Here is a 17989-nt window from a genome sequence, read left to right on the forward strand (position 1 = left end):
TGTGAACTAGAAGATGACGCTGGGTTGGCTTGATTCAGGTGCATTTTCGCTCCAAAAACACGCCTCAGCGCACGAGGCGTGTTTTTGGAGCGAAAATCGGGGGGGGGTAGCACCGTGGCCGCACGTCGAGGGTTCGTGCATGTTTCGCGGGGCGTATGGGGTTATTGCGGGCGGTGGGCTATCATACGGAATGCCGGACGTGCGGCGTGTTCGCAGCGGCCGGCCATCCCGATCACACTTGACGCTCGCGCAAAGGGAGGCGCCATGTACGACACCTCATTCATCGACGAGCTGGCCAGCGCGGCGCCCACGCCGGGCGGCGGCGGGGCCTCGGCCTACGCGGGCGCGCTCGCGGCGGCGCTCGCCTCCATGGTGGGCAACCTCACGGTGGGGAAGAAGACCTACGCCGACGTGGAGGACGAGGTGCGCGCCTCGCTTGCGCGCCTCGACGCGCTGCGCGCCCGCCTGGTGGAGCTCGTGGACGAGGACGCCCGCGCGTTCGAGCCCCTGGCCGCCGCCTACCGCCTGCCGAAGGCCACGCCGGATGAGCAGGCCGCCAAGAACGCGGCGCTCCAGCAGGCGCTCGTCGGCGCGAGCGACGTCCCCCTCGCCATCATGCGCGCCGTGGCCGACGTGGTGGACGAGGCCGACTACCTGGCCCATCACGGCTCCAAGATGGCGCGCTCCGACGCGGGCGTGGCCGCCGCGTTCGCCCGGGCCGCCTCCGACGGGGCCAGCCTCAACATCTTCATCAACGCCGCCTCCATGGACGACGCTGCCCAGGCCGCGCGCTACCGCGGCGAGGCCGAGTCGCTGGCCGCGCGCACGCGTGAGCGCTGCGACGAGCTGTTCGACTTCGTGAAAACGTCCGTCTCGTAAACCCTCGAAGGAGCGAATCACTCCCATGGCAACCCTCCTCACCGGAAAGCCCGTCGTCGACCGCTTGGCGCAGGAGCTCGCGCCGCGCATCGAGGCGCTCGGGCTCGCCGGCATCGTGCCCGCGCTCGTCATCGTGCGCATGGGCGAGCGCCCCGACGACCTGTCCTACGAGCGCACCGCCCAGAAGCGCGCCGAGTCGCTCGGCATCGCCGTGCGTTCGTTCGTCCTGCCAGAGGACGCCCCGCAGGAGGTCCTCGAAGCCGCGCTCGCCGAGGTGAACGCCGACGCCTCCATCCACGGCTGCCTGCTGTTCCGCCCGCTGCCCGTGCACATCGACGAGGCGCGCGCCTGCGAGCTGCTGTCCCCCGAGAAGGATGTCGACGGCATCACGCTCGCCTCGCTGGCCTCGGTGTTCACCGACGGCGCCACGGGCTTTCCGCCCTCGACGGCCGCCGCGTGCCTCGAGCTGCTCGACCATTACGGAGTGCCGCTCGAAGGCAAGCGCGTGGCGGTGGCGGGCCGCAGCCTGGTGGTGGGCAAGCCCGTGTCCATGATGCTGCTGCGCCGCAACGCCACGGTGACGCTCTGCCATAGCAGGACCGAGAACCTTGCCGAGGTCGTGTGCGCCTCCGACGTCGTGATCTGCGCCACCGGCCGTGCCCGCATGTTCGGCGCGGAGTTCTTCCGCCCCGGGCAGACGGTGCTCGACGTGGGCATCAACTTCGACGCCGACGGCAACCTCTGCGGCGACGTGGACTTCGACGCGGCAGAGCCGGTGGTGGACGCCCTCACGCCCGTGCCGCGCGGCCTGGGCACGGTGACCACCAGCGTCACGATGGCCCACACCGTGGCCGCCGCCGAGGCCGCGCTCGCCGCGCGCGAAGGAGGGCGGTGAGCTTGCGCGCAGCGACGCCTGCCGGCAGGAAGTTCATCATCGCCGACCCTTCGGTCTGCATCGGCTGCAAGACGTGCATGGCGGCCTGCCTCATGCGCCATGACGCCCCCGGCGACGTGGCGGTGCCGCGCCTCACGCTGGTCACGACGCGCACCATATCGGCGCCCGTGGGCTGCCATCACTGCGCCGAGGCGCCGTGCGTGGACGCGTGCCCCACGGGCTGCCTGTTCAGCGACGACGAGCATGTGGGCGTGCACCCCGAGAAGTGCATCGGCTGCCGCAACTGCGTGCTGGCCTGCCCTTACGGCGCCGTGGAGATCGTGACCGAGAAGCTGCCGCCCGAGCCGGAGCCCACGCCCGAGGAGGCGGCCGCGGCCGACGCGGCGGCCAAGGACGACAAGTCCGCCAAGGGCGCGCGGGCGCGGGCCCGGGCGAAGAAGCGCAAGCGCACGCGCTCGACGGTGGTGAAGTGCGACCTGTGCACGGGATGCGCGGGCGGCCCGGCGTGCGCGAAGGCGTGCCCGACCGACGCGCTGCGCCTGATAGACGCCGACTTCATGGAGCGCGCGCGCCAAAGCAAGCGCAAGGCGGCGGCCCGCGCCACGGCGTCGTTCGCCAGCATGAAGCTCAACGCGAGCCTGGACGAGGGGGAGTAGCCTCATGGAGAAGCATATGGCGGTGTGCCCGTACTGCGGCGCGGGTTGCAAGATGAATCTGGCGGTGGAGAACGGCCGGGTCATCGACGCGGAGGGACTGGACGGCATCACGAACGAGGGCGAGCTGTGCCTCAAGGGCCTCTACGGCTACGACTTCGTCAACGACACGCGCATCCTCACGCCGCGCATCTACCACCCGATGATCCGCCGGCGGAAGGGCGCGCCGCTTGAGCGCGTGACCTGGGACGAGGCGCTCGATTTCACGGCCAGCCGCCTGCGCGCCATCATCGAGGAGAGCGGTCCCGAGGCCGTCATGCTCACGGGGTCGTCTCGCGGGGCCGGCAACGAGGCCAACTTCGTCATGCAGAAGTTCACGCGGGCGTGCCTCGGCACCAACAACATCGACAACTGCGCGCGCACCTGCCACGCGGCCAGCGTCATCGGCCTCATGGAGTGCGTGGGCTCGGGCGCGATGAGCGTGAGCATCCCCACGCTCGAGGAGGCGGACTGCATCCTGCTCATCGGCTACAACCCGGCGGCGAGCCATCCCATCGTGGCGCGCCGCATCGTGAAGGCGAAGGAGCGCGGCGCCGAGCTCATCGTGTGTGACCCGCGCGTCATCGAGAGCGCCCGCATCGCCGACCTCTACCTGCCGCTCGCGAACGGCTCGAACCTCGCCTTCGTGAACGCGCTCGCGTACACCATCGTCGACGAGGAGCTGGCCGACTTCGACTTCATCGACGAGCACACCGAGGGCTTCGACGACTGGTGGGAGATCGTGCAGGACTACGCGCCCGAGGACGTGGAGGACGTGTGCGGCCTCCCCGCCGAGCTCATCCGCCAGGCCGCGCGCCGCTACGCAACGGCCGAGACGGCCATCGTGGGCTGGGGCATGGGCGTGACCCAGCACGCGCAGGGCGTGCAGACGGTGCGCGCCATCGCCGCGCTCGCGCTCATCACGGGCCACATCGGCAAGCCCCGAAGCGGCCTCGCGCCCGTGCGCGGGCAGAACAACGTGCAGGGCTCGTGCGACATGGGCATGTGGCCGAGCCTCTACCCCGGCTACCAGCGCGTGGACGACCCGGCCGCGCGCGCGAAGTTCGCCGCCGCCTGGGGCGTTCCCGAGGAGCGTCTGTCGCTCAAGCCCGGCTGGAAGCTCACCGACCTGCCGCACGAGGTGGAGGAGGGCAAGATCCGCGCGTTCTACAACTTCGGCGAGGACCCGCTGCAAACCGAGCCCGACACGGCGCAGATGCGGCGCACAATGGAGAACCTCGACCTCCTCATCAGCCAGGACATCTTCATGACGCAGACCACGGCGCTGGCCGACGTGGTGCTGCCCGCCACGTCGTGGGCCGAGCACGACGCCGTGTACACCGCGTCGGACCGCTCGTTCCAGCTGACGACGGCCGCGCTGCCGCCGAAGGGCGAGTGCCGCCACGACTGGGAGATCTTCGCCGACCTCTCCACCCGCATGGGTTATCCGATGCGCTATGAGAGCACGCGCGAGATCTGGGACGAGGTGCGCAGCCTCTGCCCGCAGTTCGCCGGGGCCACCTACGAGAAGATGGCGGGCACGGGATACGCGCAGTGGCCCATCCGCGCCGAGGCGGCCGACGACCCCGACAACCACGGCACGCCGGAGCTCTACGCCGGCGGCGCGTTCACCACGCCAAACGGCAAGGGGCGCCTGGTGGCGGCGCACTGGCGTCCTCCCACCGAGAAGCCCGACGACGCCTGGCCGCTCGTGCTGTGCACGGTGCGCGAGGTGGGGCACTACTCGTGCCGCTCGATGACCGGCAACTGCAAGGCGCTGGCCGCGCTGGCCGACGAGCCCGGCTACGTGAGCATGAGTCCGGCCGACGCCGACGCGCGCGGCATCGAGGAGGAGCAGCTGGTGTGGGTGCGCTCGCGCCGCGGCAAGGTGCTCGCGCGCGCCGCGGTGGACGAGCGCGTGAACGAGGGCGCGGTGTACATGACCTACCAGTGGTGGATCGGCAAGTGCAACGAGCTTACGCTGCACGCGGTGGACGGCGAGTCGGGCACGCCCGAGGACAAGTACAGCGCCTGCGAGGTGGAGGCGATCGCCGACCAACGCTGGGCGGAGGATCACCTGGTGGAGCGCTACGCCTCCCTCAAAGCCGAGCTGGCCGCCGAGGCCGACCGCCAGAACCCTCCGGAGCCGGAGCCGGAGGCGGCCGCCGAGCCCGCCGCGGCTGCGTCCGAGCCTTCCGACGAAGCTCCAACCCCCGCCGCCGCCTTCGCCCCCCACGAGGCCGAGGTGGCGGGCCGGGCGCTCTACGCGAACGGCGAGGAGGAGACGCTCGTATGAACCGCTTCGTCGTGTCCGACCCCGCGCGCTGCATCGGCTGCGGCGCGTGCCGCGTGACGTGCAGCGAGGCGCACCGCAAGCGCGCGCTGCGCCCGGCGTCGCGCCTCTCGCTCGTGAAGACCCGCGAGGTGTCGGCCGCGGTGACGTGCCACCAGTGCGAGGGCGCGCCCTGCCTGGCGGTGTGCCCGGAAGGGGCCATCTACCAGGAGCGCGACCGCCTGCAAGTTGACGAGGGCCGCTGCACGGGCTGCCTGCTGTGCGCGCTCGCGTGCCCGTTCGGGGCCGTCTACCCCTCGGCTCCCTCCACCGCGCACGTGAAGGCCGCGCCGTACAGCCGCGCGTCGTCGGCGCGCTCGGCGGGGCTGCTGCGCCAGAAGGAGACGGGCGCGTACACGAGCGTGGTGGTGTGCGACCTGTGCGCGAAGTCGCCCGACGGGCCGCGCTGCGTGGAGGCCTGCCCCACGAAGGCGCTCGCGCTCGTAGACGAGGAGATGCTCGAGGCGCTGGGGAAGAACCGCCGCATCGAGGCCGTCGAGCGGGCTGAAGCAGCCCTGCGCGGCGGGCTTCCCGACGATGCGTTCGCGGGAATGTTCGATCTGCTCGAGGAGGTCGATCGCTGATGGCGAACGTGAAGCCCCGCACGTCGAACCCCATCTCGAGCCGCGACCGCGCGACGGGGGTTCGGCGCGCCTCGAGCGTGGTGGAGGGCAAGCCGCGCCACGACTTCTCCGCCTGCATCGCATGCGCCGCCTGCGCGGCGGCCTGCGACGCGAACGCCATCCGCATCTTCATCGACGAGGACGAGGGCCTGCTGGTGTGGACGCTCGACCTGTTCGACTGCACGCAGTGCGGCCGCTGCGTGCCTGCGTGTCCCACCGGGGCCATGGACGTCATCGAGGGGGCCGACTTCGCCGACGAGCCCGAGCTGCCCAAGCGCTGCCTGTTCACGCTGGCGGAGTGCGAATCGTGCGGGCGCTACTACGCCACGAACAAGGAGATAGCGTTCGCGAACGCCCTGCTCGAGCAGGAGGAGCACGCCGACGCCGCCCGCGCCCGCGCGCTCATGGCCACCTGCCCCGACTGCAAGCGCACGCATGACGCCAAAGCCGCCGCCCGCCGCGCGGGGATGAAGCGGCGCCTGTAGGTCGAGCTTCTTGATGTGTCGTTCGACCGGCGAGGCAGCTGCGAGCCGCCGGTCGAACGACGGGGGGCGAATAGGCGCGCCGGGTCTCCCGCGCTAACACGTGGGCCTGTTACCCCAGTACCTCCAGCTCGTGGGGGTAGCCGTTGAGCACCTCGCAGCCGTCCTCGGTTACGATGACCAGGTCCTCGATGCGCACGCCGAACTCGCCGGGCAGGTATATGCCGGGTTCGATGGAAAAGCACATGCCCACCTCCACCGGGGCCTCGTGAACCGACGAAACGTCGCCCGGCTCATGCACGTCCAGGCCGATCTGATGTCCCAGGCGATGAGTGAAGAAGGGGCCGTAGCCCGCCTCCTCGATGACTTCGCGGGCGGCGCGGTCGATGTCGCAGAAGCGCACGCCGGGGGCGACAACGCGCTGGGCGGCCTCGTTGGCCCGCCGCACCGTCTCGTACACCTCGCGCTGCTTGTCGGTGGGCTCGCCGAAGAAGAACGTGCGCGTCATGTCGGCGCAGTACTCGCCCTGACGGCAGCCCACGTCGAACAACACCACATCGCCGGCGGTCAAGGGCGTGCCGTCGGGCTCGTGATGCGGATCGGCGGCGTTTGCGCCGAAGCTGACGATGGGCGCGAACGAGTGGCCCTGCGCGCCCAGCTCGCGGTAGATGCCCTCCAGCTGCCCGGCCACTTCGGCCTCGGTCGCGCCTTCGCGCACCAGCTTCTTGAAGCGTGCCATGGCGGCGTCGTTCGTGTGCGAGGCGTCGCGCATGAGGTCGCGCTCCTCGGCGCTCTTGTGGGCGCGCGCGTCGTCCACCACGTCGGAGGCCAGCACGAAGGCGCTTGCCGCCCCGCGCTCCATGAGCGGGATGAGGAAGCGCGCCGCAAGGTTCTTGTCGCAGCCCAGCGGGCGGGACGGGCCGAGCAGCCCGGCGGCCAGCGCAAGGGGGTCCTCCGTGTCGTTGAACGTGAGCGTGGCGCAAGAGAGGTCGCTCGGCACGGCGAACATCTCGTTATAGACGAGCGTCGGCGCGCCGCCTTCGGCCAGAACCAGGCCCAGAAAGCGCTCGCCCGGCTCAAGGTATGCGCCGGTCAGGTACTGGATGGACCGCGGGTCGCAGACGAGCATCTGCGAGAGCCCGCGCCGGGCAAGGTTCTGCATGACGGTTTCGATACGCGCTTCGTACATGGCTGGTTGCCTCCTTCGTGTCGCGCCGTGCCGCCGCCGTGCGGGCGGGGGGCGGGTGTTTTGCGTTCAAGGCGATGATAGGGCAAAAGCGATGCGTCGCGATGAGAATTCTGCCGCGGCGCCCGTTCGGCGGCAGCCCGCGCGCCAGCGGCCGCAGGCGTCTCGCGTTCCGTACGCCGGCGGGCACATGGCCTTCGCCCTCCCGTGTGTTGGCGGCCGCGCCGTACGTCCTCTTCGCTCGCCTTCGCCTGCGCCGCGCGTGCCAATGCCGCACCATGGAAGATTCCCGATTCCCCGCCGCCGTCGTGGCCTGGGCGGTCGTGTTGGCGTATCATACGCACCATGGCTAACGGACTGACCTACATACGCAAGACCACCTCCACGGAGGCGACGAAGCAGCTGGCCTCCACGCTTGCGCCCTATCTGCACGCGGGCGACGTCATCGTGCTCTCGGGCGACCTGGGTGCGGGCAAGACCCAGTTCGTGCAGGGGGTCGCCGCTGCACTTGGCGTGCGCGACCAGGTGACCAGCCCCACGTTCAACATCCTGCTGCAGTATCCGGGAGGCCGGCTCCCGCTGTACCACTTCGACCTGTATAGGCTGGAAGATCCCGACGAGCTGGAGGACATCGGCTATTTCGAGACGATCGACGGCGACGGCACCTCGTTCGTCGAATGGGGCGAGAAGTTCCCCTCGGCCCTGCCGTACGGCTACCTGGAGATAGCGGTCACCGTCGACGCTGACGGAAACCGCGACGTGCGCGCGCAGTCGTTCGGCGACCGTGCGCGGCAGCTGCTGTTCGTATGGGCGAAGGACTCGAAATCGCGCCTGATGAAGGCAGCGGGGTGCTGCGGGTGAGCGATCGAGAGTTCCCGGCTGCGCGTGCGGCGGAGGCCGGCGCGGCGCACGGTGCCCCAGCAGGCGCACGGCCACGCTACGCGCTTGCGTTCGACACGGCCAACGAGGTCATCGCCATCGGCTTGGGCGTGCTGCACGCGGAAAGCCTCGAGGTGGAGGTCGTCGCTTCCGCCGAGGCGTCGGCGCATCGCGCCTCGAACACCCAGCTGCTTCCGCGCATCGACGCGCTGCTGGCCGAGCAGGGCGTGGCGCGCGGAGAGCTGGTATGCATTGTCGTCGGCCGCGGGCCGGGGTCGTTCACCGGCGTGCGCATTGCCATGGCCACGGCCAAGGGCGTCGCGTCGGCGCTGGGCGTGGGGCTCGTGGGCGTGTCGTCGCTCGATGCCGTGGCGTGGAACGCGCAGGCGGCGGGCGTGCGCGGCCCGCTGGCCGTGGTGGCCGACGCCATGCGCAAGGAGGTGTATCCCGTCCGCTACCAGCTGACGGACGAGGACGCCTGCCGCCTTGGGGCCGACCGTGTGGTGAAGGCCGAGGCTGCGGCTGCCGAGCTGGTCGCGCATGCGACTGAAACGCCCCACGCGGCCGTCACCGGCGACGCGCTGGCGAAGTACGCCGACCTGTTCGCACCGGCGGGCGAGGCCCTGCCGTCGGAGCTGTGGGCTCCCACGGGCCGCGGCCTGCTGCGGGCGCTGCAAGCCGCCTGGCGCGCGGGCGAGGCCGATCCCTTCGACGCCGCCCGGCACAACCCTGCCTTTGCGCTCCCCGTGTACACGCGCCTGTCCGATGCGGAGGAGAACGAGCGCATCCGCTTGGCGAAGAACGATCCGAAGAACCTCGCCGCCGGCGTGCAGGACGTGGCCCCGCGCCGCGACCAGCGGGCGAGCATGCACGACACCGCCATCCTGAACGCCCGCCCAGCCGCCGACGGCATCGTGTACAAGCCGCTTGATGCCGCGCATGCCGCCGCTGTCGCCGCGTTGGAGGCGCAGGTCATGGGTTCCGACGCCTGGAACGAGCACCTGGTTGCCGACGAGCTCCCGCGCCCCGACCGCATCTGGTGGGCGGCTTACGATGGCGAGCAGCTGCTCGGCTATGCGGGCGGGTGGGTCGTGGACGGGCAGGTGCAGATCCTCAAGGTGGGCGTCGACCCGGCGCAGCGCCGCCGCGGCATCGCGCGCGAGCTGCTGGCCCGCGTGGCGGCCGACGCGCGCGACCTGGGCGCGGCAACGTGCTCGCTCGAGGTGCGCGCGGGCAACGCCGGCGCGCAGGCGTTCTACGGGGCGCTCGGCTTCCATGCGCTGGGCACGCGTCCGCGCTACTACTCGGACGGCGAGGACGCCCTCATCTTGGAGGGCCCGCTGCCCCTGGCCCCGCACGACGTGGCGGGCATGCAGCTGCAGGTCGACGCCGCCCGCGCCGAGGCCTCTCGCAAGGAGGTGCCCCGCACGGAATCTGCCTGCCCCGCTGTTGCGCGCCCGCTTATCCTGGCTATCGAGTCATCCTGCGACGAGACGGCCGCCGCCATCGTGGACGGCGACGGCAACCTCGTGGCCGACATCGTGGCCTCGCAGGTGGACTTCCACGCGCGCTTCGGCGGCGTGGTGCCCGAGATAGCCAGCCGCAAGCACATCGAGGCCATCTGCGGCGTGTGCGACGAGTGCCTCGACGTGGCGGCCGACCATCTGGGGCTCGCACACCTGACATGGACTGACCTCGACGCCGTGGCCGTCACCTACGCGCCCGGCCTCATGGGCGCGCTCGTGGTGGGCGTCGCCTTCGCGAAGGGCGCGGCCTGGGGTGCCGGCAAGCCGTTCATCGGCGTCAACCACCTCGAAGGCCACTTATACGCGAACAAGATCGGCGCGCCGGACTTCGAGCCGCCCGCCGTGGTGTCGCTTGTGTCAGGCGGCAACACCATGCTCGTGCACATGCGGGGCTGGGGCGACTACGAAACGCTCGGCGCCACCATCGACGACGCGGTGGGAGAGGCGTTCGACAAGGTGGCGAAGGCACTCGGCTTGGGGTATCCCGGCGGCCCCGTCATCTCGAGGCAGGCGGCGCTCGGCAACCCGGATGCCATCGCCTTCCCTCGTGCCATGATGCATTCCGGCGACCTGCGCTTCTCGCTCTCGGGCCTCAAAACGGCGGTCGTCACCTACATCAACAACGAGCGCGCCGCCGGCCGCGAGCCCCACGTGCCCGACGTTGCCGCCAGCTTCCAGCAGGCGGTGGTGGACGTGCAGGTGAAGAAGGCGGAGATGGCGCTGCGGCAAACGGGCGCGCGCACGTTCTGCCTCGGCGGCGGCGTGGCGGCGAACCCGGTGCTGCGCGACGCCTACCAGGAGCTTTGCGAGCGTCTGCATGTGCGCCTGACCCTGCCGCCTTTGAGCGCCTGCGGCGACAACGCCGGCATGATAGCCCTTGTGGCCCTCGATCGCTTCCGCGCTGGGAAGTTCTACCCCCTGGACGCCGACGCCCAAGCCCATGCGAATCTTGACGATCCCTACTAATTATTATAGAACATAGGTTCGTTTTATGATATACTGGCGTCATCGATAAATCGCATGGCGTTGTGCTCGACCAAGCACCCTCCTGTCCAAAACGCCCCGGACCGAAGGAGGGAATCATGGTCGATTCTTCCGTAAAGCTGTTTGAAAGCCAGGAAATCCGCTCGGCATGGAACGAGGACGAGGCGGAGTGGTACTTCTCTGTCGTCGATGTGGTCGGCGTGTTGACGGAGAGCGCCAACCCAACTGACTATCTGAAGAAGATGCGCAAGCGTGACGAGCAGCTTGCGAGCTACCTAGGGACAAATTGTCCCCAGATAGAAATGGCAACGTCGAGCGGGAAGAAGCGCAAGACGCTTGCGGGGAATGCCGAGCAAATCCTGCGCATCGTGCAGTCCATTCCCTCCAAGAAAGCCGAGCCGTTCAAGCTGTGGCTCGCGCAGGTGGGCTCCGAGCGCATCGACGAGATCATCGACCCCGAGTTGACGCTCGACCGCGCTCTGGAAACGTACCTCAAAAAGGGCTACGACCGCAACTGGGTCAACCAGCGCCTGCAAACCATCCAAGTGCGCAAAGGGCTCACCGACGAGTGGGAGAGGCGCGGCGTCGAGAAAGGCAAGGAGTACGCTATCCTCGCCGACGAGATAACGCGCGCCTGGTCGGGGATGACCACCCGCCAGTACAAGGATCTCAAAGACCTCAAAAAGGAGAACCTTCGCGACAACATGACCACGCTCGAGCTGGTGCTGAACACGCTGTGGGAGGCTGCGCCGAGAAGCCGGTAGCGCGCTGTGAGGAGCGAATCTTCCATGCTCCGCACAGCGCGCCCTGCTAGGCTTTCTTGTGCTCGCGCCTGGTACTCGGGTACGAGAACCAGGCGACCACCCAGGCGGCCAGGATGCAGCCCATGACGCAGCAGATGGTGGCGGGGAAGCCGGCAGCGTCGTTGACGAGGCCCCAGACGATGGAGCTGACGCCGATGCCGACGTCGCTCGCCAGCAGGTAGAGGGCATTGGCGGCACCCCAACGCTCGGCGGGAGTGTTCTTCACGGCCACTGCCTGATTGAGGGGCATGCTCACGCCGAGACAGACGCCGTACAGGATGCCGGCCGCGTAGTAGGCGAGATCGCTCGATCCGGCCACGAACAACAGCAGGAAGCCGGCGAGCCCGCAGGCGGTTGAGGCGGTGCATATCTTGATAGGGGCCACACGATCCATGAACGACTTCGACTTGAGGCGCACGGCTATCATGCTCAACGCCGAGAGCGTGTAGAACAGCCCGGGGTTCGCCACGCCCAGAGACGTGCCGTACAGCCCGACGAAGAAGATGCCGAATCCGAACGCCGGGCTCAGCACCACCATCGGCAACGCACCTGGCAGCGCACTCAGCTCGAAGAAGCGCCCGAGGCCGCGAGCGGAGGGCTCGGGCGCAGCGCCACGTGCCTGCCGGTTATCGGCGACGCGGGCAGCGCACGGGTCGGTCGCGTGGCCTCCCCGCGCGCTGCCGTGCTCCAACTCTCGGTGCTCCTCGTGGAGACGCCGGTATGCCGCGGTGGCGGGCAGGCGCGAGGGGTTGCGCTCGTAGCGGCAGAGCGCGGCGAGCATCAAGCCGAGCGCGGCGATCACGGCGAGGCCCAGGTAGAGGTTGGCGGCGGGGTCGGTGTTCACCAGGAACAGCGCCAGCGCAGGGCCAACGGACATGGCGAGCGCCTGGCCCAGCCCGTAGTAGCCGATACCCTCGCCCAAGCGGGAGAGGGGCAGCACGTCGGCTGCGGCGGTTGCCGAGGCCGTGGTGGCGGCCGAGAAGCCCACGCCCTGCACGATGCGGCAGACCACGAATACGGCGTCGTTGGAGCTTACGGCAGGCACCAATGTTCCGGCCAGCAGCAGCGCCGCCCCGCCGACCATCACGCGCAACCGGCCAGCGCGGTCGACGAGCGGGCCGCACACGATGCGCGCCGCTGCGGCCGCAGCCGAGAACACGGCGGCCAGCACGCCGGCGAAAGCAGCGCTGCCGCCCATGTGCGCGATGAACACGGAGGTTCCCGAGTTGAGGCCCTGGCCCACCATGAAGCAGCAGAGCGTGCCCGCCACCACGATCACGAACAGCGGCGACCACAGGCGCTCGCGGCTCCGCGCCCCGCGGCGGTCTTGCGCCCCGGCTCTCCAGGGAGCTGCACCTGCGCCAGGCGATCCGATGGGGGGCGTGGTTGCCGCCAGCGCCCAGCGCGTCGGGGTTGCCGAATTCGGCAATCCCTTCGAGCGCGTCGTACGCGTCGGGCTCCTCGAGTGCGGCGGCACCCTCGGATATATGAGCAGTTTTTGAGTCCATGATGTCATCCTACGCCTTTCGGCGTGCTCCGCATCATACCGAACGCTTGATTTCCCGCTCTGCACGCAAGCCGGTTGCGCTCGGGACGGTCAAAAACCGCGCAGGTCGGCTCTATCGTGCCGGCTTCCTCGCCACGTGGACCGCGGCGATGCCGCCGGTATAGTTCTTCCAAGTCACATCTTCGAATCCGGCCTTCTCCATCATGGCCGCCAAGCCCTGCTGGTCGGGGAACGCCTTGATCGAGCGCGCCAGGTACACGAAGCCCTCGCGGTCGCCCGTGATGAGCCCGCCCCAGAACGGGATGAGGTGCTTGAGGTAGAACCCGTACAGCGCGCGCCACACGCGGTTCGGCGGCGTGGAGAACTCCAGGCACACGAGCGAGCCGCCCGGCTTGAGCACGCGGAACATCTCGGCGAGCGCCCGGTCGCGCTCGGGCATGTTGCGGATGCCGTACGCCATCGTGATGGCATCGTAGCTGGCGTCGGCATAGGGGATGTCCTGTGCGTCCACCACCTCGAAGTCAACCGGCACGCCGCCCGCCTTGCCGTCCGCGTAGTGCATGCGCGCCACGTCGAGCATCTCGTTCACGAGGTCGGTGCACTGGATGTGGGCCGGGCGCTTCGCGCGCGCTACGGAGAACGTCACGTCGCCCGTGCCGCCCGCGATGTCTAGCACGTCGGCGTCCGCCTCTATGGGAGCCTGGCGCATCATTCCGGCGAGCCATGCCTTGTACGCGCCGAAGCTCGACACGGCGTTGAACCGCTCGTACTTCTTCGCGATGGCCGAGAATATCTCCTTCACGCGCGCGGACGAGAGGTCTGCGGGCGCTTCCTTGCCGGTGGCGGTGTCGATGCTCACAGGTGGCGCTCCATCAGGTAAACGTGGTCGGTCGATTGGCGAAGCCCCAGTATAGCGCGACGCTCCGAGAAGTCGGTCGTTATCTTGCAGGTTCTCCTTAGATGGTCGGCCAGATACGCCACCGCAAACCCAATGGCTGGACAAAATCGAAGGCTCTGGTAAGGGGGAGGCGGGTTGTAGGAGCGTCCTGCTTACGCGAAAGCACGAAACCGCAGGTCGCAATAATCCGTGACGAAGCGGGCGAACGGGGAGGCCCCAAATCCCCCCGTTATGTCCATGATGAACTTGGTTATAAAAAAGTGCGGTCGCCGGGGAAGGCAGCCGCACTCTCCTACTTCTCCTTGCGATCCCGCAGCTCGCCCAGCTTGCGGGCCTCGCGAGCGCCCTTCGCGCCGCCGGCCCCCTGCAGGCCACCGGCGTCGCGCGGCACCGTGCGCGCCACCTCGCCGCGGGCCAGGGCCTGCTCGCGTTCGCGCTCCTCGGCCATCATCTGCTCCAACAGCGGGTCGCGCTCCACGGTGCGCGCGGCCTCGGCGCGGATGGCGGCGTAGCGCCCGGCCTCCACGCCCGTGCCGGCGCGTCCGGCTTCCAGCTGCGCGTTCGCAGCGTCGAAGGCCTCGTTCGTGTTCGCCTCGGAGAACCCGGGCGCCACCACGCTGCCGAACGCGGCCACCTGCGCGCCGGCCTCGTCGGCGAGCGCGCGCCCGTCGCCCATGCCGTCCACGGCCAGCCCCTTGAACGTGCAGTTGGGCGTGCCGTCGGCGTTCCAGGCGGGCGAGAGCTCGCCGGTGGTCTGGTCCGGGTAGTCGAAATCGCTCTGCGCGGGCCGCCATGTGCCGGTCAGCTTCGCCAGCGCGTTCGCCGGCTCGTTCGTGAGCCACAGCTTTGCCAAGTGCTTCGCGTGCACGGGCTTCACGTCGAACGCCCAGTTCAACTCCGATTTCTCGGCCACCGTGTTCTCGGACAGCCGCTCGAACTCGGCCTTCAGGGCCCCCAGGCGCGCGTCGATGCGGCCGGTGCCGTTGTACAGCACGTCGTCCAGCCGGTTCATCTGCTCGCGCGCCTCGCGGATGCGCTTGTCGGTGGCGGCCGCCATTCCCGCGTCTAGGATGCCGTGCTCGCCCTTGATGCGGTTCAGGTCGAGCGCCGCGTCGTAGGTGGCGTCCACCATCTCGTCCACGCTCATATAGGTGCTCTCGTAGTTCATGATGTGCTTCCACGAGGGCAGGATCATGCGCTCGCGGTGCTCCTCGAACGTGCGGGCGCGCAGCTTGTAGCCGTACTTCTCCGGGTTGTCGAACGCGATGGACCCCACGTCCAGAAACGGCGCCATGGGCGAGGTCAGCACCACGAGCCGCGGGTCGTACCCCACGCGCTCGTACAGGTGCTGCACGTAGGCCCCGGTCTCGCGCACGCTGGCGGCCGTCTGCTTGGGGATGCCCGTCATGAAGTACAGGTCGAACCGCTCGCAGTTAGGGTGCGAGAGCGCGTCGACGATGGTGTCCTCCAGCTCGGCCATGGTGTAATGGCCCTTGCCGAACGCCTTGCGCACATCGTCGTCGTGGCTCTCGGCCGAGATCTCCACCGACCAGTTGCCCAGGTTGTCGTCGAGCAGCTGGTAGAACTCGTCGCCCCCCGGCGGCGGGCCGAAGAACTCGAAGCCGATAGGGTTGTGCACCTTGCCCTTGAGTCCGGTGATGAACTCGTGCGTGTACGCCTCGCCGGCCTGCAGGAAGTCGTTCAGCACGAAGATGGGGCCCCACACGTGGTTCTGCACGTTCTCGATGTCGCGAATGAGCAGTTTCGGGTCGCGCCACGCCACGCGCCGGCGGCCGAAGTGGTTCTTGAACGCGTAGGCGCTGCCGCCGCAGGTGGCGCAGTTGCGCGCGCAGCCGCGGCACGTGAGGCTGGCCGTCACGGGGTAGGAGAGCCACCCCTTCATGGGCAGGTAGCTGGTCATGTCGTGGTGGCGCAGCACGCCCTTCATGGGGTAGGCGTAGTCGAGCGAGATGGCATCCATGTCGTCGGGCACCCAGCTCAAAGGGTTGATGCGGATGGCGCCCGAGGCGTCCTTCCAGGTGAGGTTCGGGATGTCGCTCAGGTCGCCCACCGGCGTGTGCGTCTTGGCCGCCCGCGCCACACGCTCGATGAGCATGCGCATGGGCTCCTCGGTGGAGTCGCCGCGGAACACGTAGTCGATGCAGTCGTACTTGATCAGGTCCTCGTGGAAGATCGACGACGACAACCCGCCGAACGACACCGGCACGTGCGGGTGCAGCCGCTTGAGGATCTTCGCCACCTCGATGGAGCCGTGGCAGTGCGGCATCCAGTGCAGGTCGATGCCGAACATGTGCGAGTCCAGGCGCGCGAGGTTCTTCTCCACGTCGAAGTTCTTCTTGTGCAGCATCATCGACGCCAGGTTGTAGATGCGCGAGCGCAGCCCGTGGCGCTCCAGGTACTCGCAGAGCGTCGTGAGCCCCAGCGGGTACATCTCGAAGATGGGCGTGGAGGGAACCATGTCGGACACGGGCCCGTACATGATGGAGCGCTCGCGGAAGTCGTAGGTGGCGGGCGCGTGGATGTATGTCATGTCTAGTGTTTGCATGCGGCCATGAAGTATAGCAGGTTCCGCCGGCCTTGCGGCCGACGGAACAACTCGACGCTGCGCGAGACAGGGACAGGGCGAGACAGGGGGAGAGACAGGGGGACGGTTCTCTTGTCGCACCGAGTTCGTGCGACAAGAGAACCGTCCCCCTGTCTCGCGCCACCCCGCCACCCCGCCACCCCGCGATCCCGCGATCCCGTGAATCTCGGGCACGAGGGGGCTTCTCGCTGACTTACTGCGCCAACCTGGGGGCGTATGCTTCGCCTCCCGCCACGCTTCTTCCCCCGGCCGATTGCCCTGTGTGCTTTCGCCGGAGAGCGCACCGGCAATGCTATGATACGCAGCACACGATTATTCTTAGAGATTGGTGGGCCGTCATGCTGTTGTGCGCACAATATATTCTCCCCATCACTTTAGAACCGTTCCAGAACGGCGCCGTGCTCGTGCGCGACGGCCGCATCTGCGACATCGGCACCACCGACATGCTGAAGCTCCGCTACCCCGACGAGGAGGTCGTCGATTACGGCTTGGCCGCGCTCATGCCGGGCCTGGTCGACCTGCACACCCACCTGGAGAACTCCGTCATGCGCGGCATCGTGCACGACGTGCCCTACACCACCTGGATCACGTCCATGCTGGAGAAGAGCGCGAAGATGGACGTGGGCGACTGGTACGACTCGGCCATCCTGGGCGGCCTCGAGGCGCTCTCCAGCGGCATCACCTGCGTCGCCGACATCACCGCGACGGGTGCGGCCTGCACGGCCACGCAGAAACTCGGCATGCGTTCGGTCATCTACCGCGAGGTGGGCGCCATGGACAAGCGCCGCGTAGACTACGCCATGCGCGCGGCGGAGAACGACATCATGCACTGGCGCGAGGAGGTCGACTCGTCCCGCATCACCATCGGCATCGCCCCGGCGGCCATGTACGTGTGCCACCCCTCCATGTTCGGCAAGGTGTCCGACTTCGCCCGCCGCGAGAACGTGCCCGTGGCCATGCACATGGCCGGCAACCGCGAGGAGTTCAACTTCATCAAGTACGGCTCGTCGCCGTTCTCCGTGCACACCATGGACCAGAAGCGCGGCTACGTGGAGGTCCCGCCGTGGCTGCCAACGGGCACGACGCCCGTGCGCTATGCACTGAACTGGGGCGCGTTCGAATCCGACAACGTGCTGGCCATCCACTGCGTGCATGTGGACGACGAGGACGTGAAGAAGCTCAAGGAGTACGACGTGGCCGTGGCCGTATGCCCGCGCTGCAACGCGCAGCTGGGCATGGGCGTGGCGCCGCTCACCGAGTTCTTGCGCTCCGGCCTGCGCACCGGCATCGGCACCGACTCGCCGGCCGCCACGGACTCCACCGACCTGCTCACCGAGATGCGCATCGGCATGCTGGTGCAGCGCGCCGTGAACGTGGGCCAGTTCCTGGACTCGGCCACCATGCTGGAGATGGCCACCATCGGCGGCGCCCGCGCGCTCAAGCTGGACGACAAGATAGGCTCTCTCGACATCGGCAAGCGAGCCGACATCGTGGCCGTGGACCTGTCCGGCTCGCACCAGACGCCCACCACCGACCCCGTGTCGGCCGTGGTGAACACGTGCAGCGGCGCCGACGTGCTCATGACCATGGTGGACGGCGTGCAGCTGTACGAGAAGAACAAATGGCATGTTGACGTGGAGGTGGCGAAGAACATCGCCCGCGTCATCGAGATCCGCGGAAAACTGAGGATGTAGCAGC

General features: G+C 68.7%; 14 protein-coding genes. 10 read left to right on the forward strand and 4 right to left on the reverse strand.

Annotated elements, in window-relative coordinates; all coding sequences use genetic code 11:
- The first annotated feature begins 264 nt into the window (after window positions 1-264).
- Genes BN3560_RS08835 through BN3560_RS08860 form a run of 6 tightly spaced genes read left to right on the forward strand, consistent with a single transcriptional unit; the run spans window position 265 to window position 5906 of the window.
- Window positions 265-879, forward strand: coding sequence for a cyclodeaminase/cyclohydrolase family protein (locus BN3560_RS08835; RefSeq protein WP_096227767.1), 615 nt, complete (start codon window positions 265-267; stop codon window positions 877-879).
- 25 nt (window positions 880-904) lie between these two features.
- Entirely contained in the window at window positions 905-1774 is an 870-nt protein-coding gene (locus BN3560_RS08840; protein ID WP_096227768.1) for a bifunctional 5,10-methylenetetrahydrofolate dehydrogenase/5,10-methenyltetrahydrofolate cyclohydrolase, read from the forward strand.
- Window positions 1771-2430 carry a 4Fe-4S dicluster domain-containing protein gene (locus BN3560_RS08845; protein WP_224767814.1) on the forward strand — a complete coding sequence of 220 codons (660 nt, stop codon included), beginning with the start codon at window positions 1771-1773 and terminating at the stop codon, window positions 2428-2430. Before BN3560_RS08840 ends, BN3560_RS08845 begins: the two co-directional genes overlap by 4 nt.
- Window positions 2431-2434: 4 nt before the next feature.
- Window positions 2435-4762 carry a formate dehydrogenase subunit alpha gene (gene fdhF, locus BN3560_RS08850; protein ID WP_096227769.1) on the forward strand — a complete coding sequence of 776 codons (2328 nt, stop codon included), beginning with the start codon at window positions 2435-2437 and terminating at the stop codon, window positions 4760-4762.
- A complete protein-coding gene (locus tag BN3560_RS08855; RefSeq protein ID WP_096227770.1) occupies window positions 4759-5382 on the forward strand; it encodes a 4Fe-4S dicluster domain-containing protein in 624 nt (207 codons plus the stop codon). Before fdhF ends, BN3560_RS08855 begins: the two co-directional genes overlap by 4 nt.
- The gene (locus BN3560_RS08860) at window positions 5382-5906 is read left to right on the forward strand and encodes a 4Fe-4S dicluster domain-containing protein (protein WP_096227771.1); all 525 of its coding nucleotides are present in this window, start codon (window positions 5382-5384) and stop codon (window positions 5904-5906) included. Before BN3560_RS08855 ends, BN3560_RS08860 begins: the two co-directional genes overlap by 1 nt.
- Before the next feature lie 109 nt (window positions 5907-6015).
- Here the strand turns inward: BN3560_RS08860 and BN3560_RS08865 are convergent, their stop codons facing one another.
- The gene (locus tag BN3560_RS08865) at window positions 6016-7092 is read right to left on the reverse strand and encodes a M24 family metallopeptidase (RefSeq protein ID WP_096227772.1); all 1077 of its coding nucleotides are present in this window, start codon (window positions 7090-7092) and stop codon (window positions 6016-6018) included.
- Window positions 7093-7434: 342 nt separating this feature from the next.
- Here BN3560_RS08865 and tsaE point away from each other — a divergent pair, with 342 nt between their 5' ends.
- The 3 genes from tsaE (at window position 7435) to BN3560_RS08880 (ending at window position 11242) form a co-directional block, all read left to right on the forward strand.
- Window positions 7435-7950, forward strand: a complete 516-nt coding sequence (gene tsaE, locus BN3560_RS08870) for a tRNA (adenosine(37)-N6)-threonylcarbamoyltransferase complex ATPase subunit type 1 TsaE (protein ID WP_172623285.1) — start codon at window positions 7435-7437, stop codon at window positions 7948-7950.
- Window positions 7938-10460, forward strand: a complete 2523-nt coding sequence (tsaD, locus tag BN3560_RS08875; protein WP_414842612.1) for a tRNA (adenosine(37)-N6)-threonylcarbamoyltransferase complex transferase subunit TsaD — start codon at window positions 7938-7940, stop codon at window positions 10458-10460. The genes tsaE and tsaD overlap by 13 nt, the downstream gene beginning before the upstream one ends.
- A gap of 116 nt (window positions 10461-10576) precedes the next feature.
- On the forward strand, window positions 10577-11242 hold the full coding sequence (locus BN3560_RS08880; protein WP_227115071.1) for a BRO family protein: 666 nt from the start codon (window positions 10577-10579) through the stop codon (window positions 11240-11242).
- Window positions 11243-11288: 46 nt separating this feature from the next.
- On the opposite strand, the gene BN3560_RS08885 is transcribed toward BN3560_RS08880, so the two are convergent.
- The 3 genes from BN3560_RS08885 to BN3560_RS08895 all read right to left on the reverse strand — a co-directional run bounded on the left by BN3560_RS08885 (window position 11289) and on the right by BN3560_RS08895 (window position 16237).
- Window positions 11289-12710 carry an MFS transporter gene (locus BN3560_RS08885; protein ID WP_197702181.1) on the reverse strand — a complete coding sequence of 474 codons (1422 nt, stop codon included), beginning with the start codon at window positions 12708-12710 and terminating at the stop codon, window positions 11289-11291.
- A gap of 190 nt (window positions 12711-12900) precedes the next feature.
- Window positions 12901-13647 (reverse strand): class I SAM-dependent methyltransferase, encoded by a 747-nt coding sequence (locus tag BN3560_RS08890; protein WP_096227774.1) that lies wholly within the window; start codon window positions 13645-13647, stop codon window positions 12901-12903.
- 331 nt (window positions 13648-13978) lie between these two features.
- Window positions 13979-16237 carry a TIGR04190 family B12-binding domain/radical SAM domain protein gene (locus tag BN3560_RS08895; protein ID WP_161959439.1) on the reverse strand — a complete coding sequence of 753 codons (2259 nt, stop codon included), beginning with the start codon at window positions 16235-16237 and terminating at the stop codon, window positions 13979-13981.
- 392 nt (window positions 16238-16629) lie between these two features.
- Here BN3560_RS08895 and BN3560_RS08900 point away from each other — a divergent pair, with 392 nt between their 5' ends.
- Window positions 16630-17985: an amidohydrolase family protein gene (locus BN3560_RS08900; protein WP_096227776.1), complete on the forward strand. Its 1356-nt coding sequence runs from the start codon at window positions 16630-16632 to the stop codon at window positions 17983-17985.
- The last annotated feature ends 4 nt before the right edge of the window (window positions 17986-17989 follow it).

The organism is Gordonibacter urolithinfaciens (assembly GCF_900199375.1).
Classification (GTDB): Bacteria; Actinomycetota; Coriobacteriia; order Coriobacteriales; family Eggerthellaceae; genus Gordonibacter; species Gordonibacter urolithinfaciens.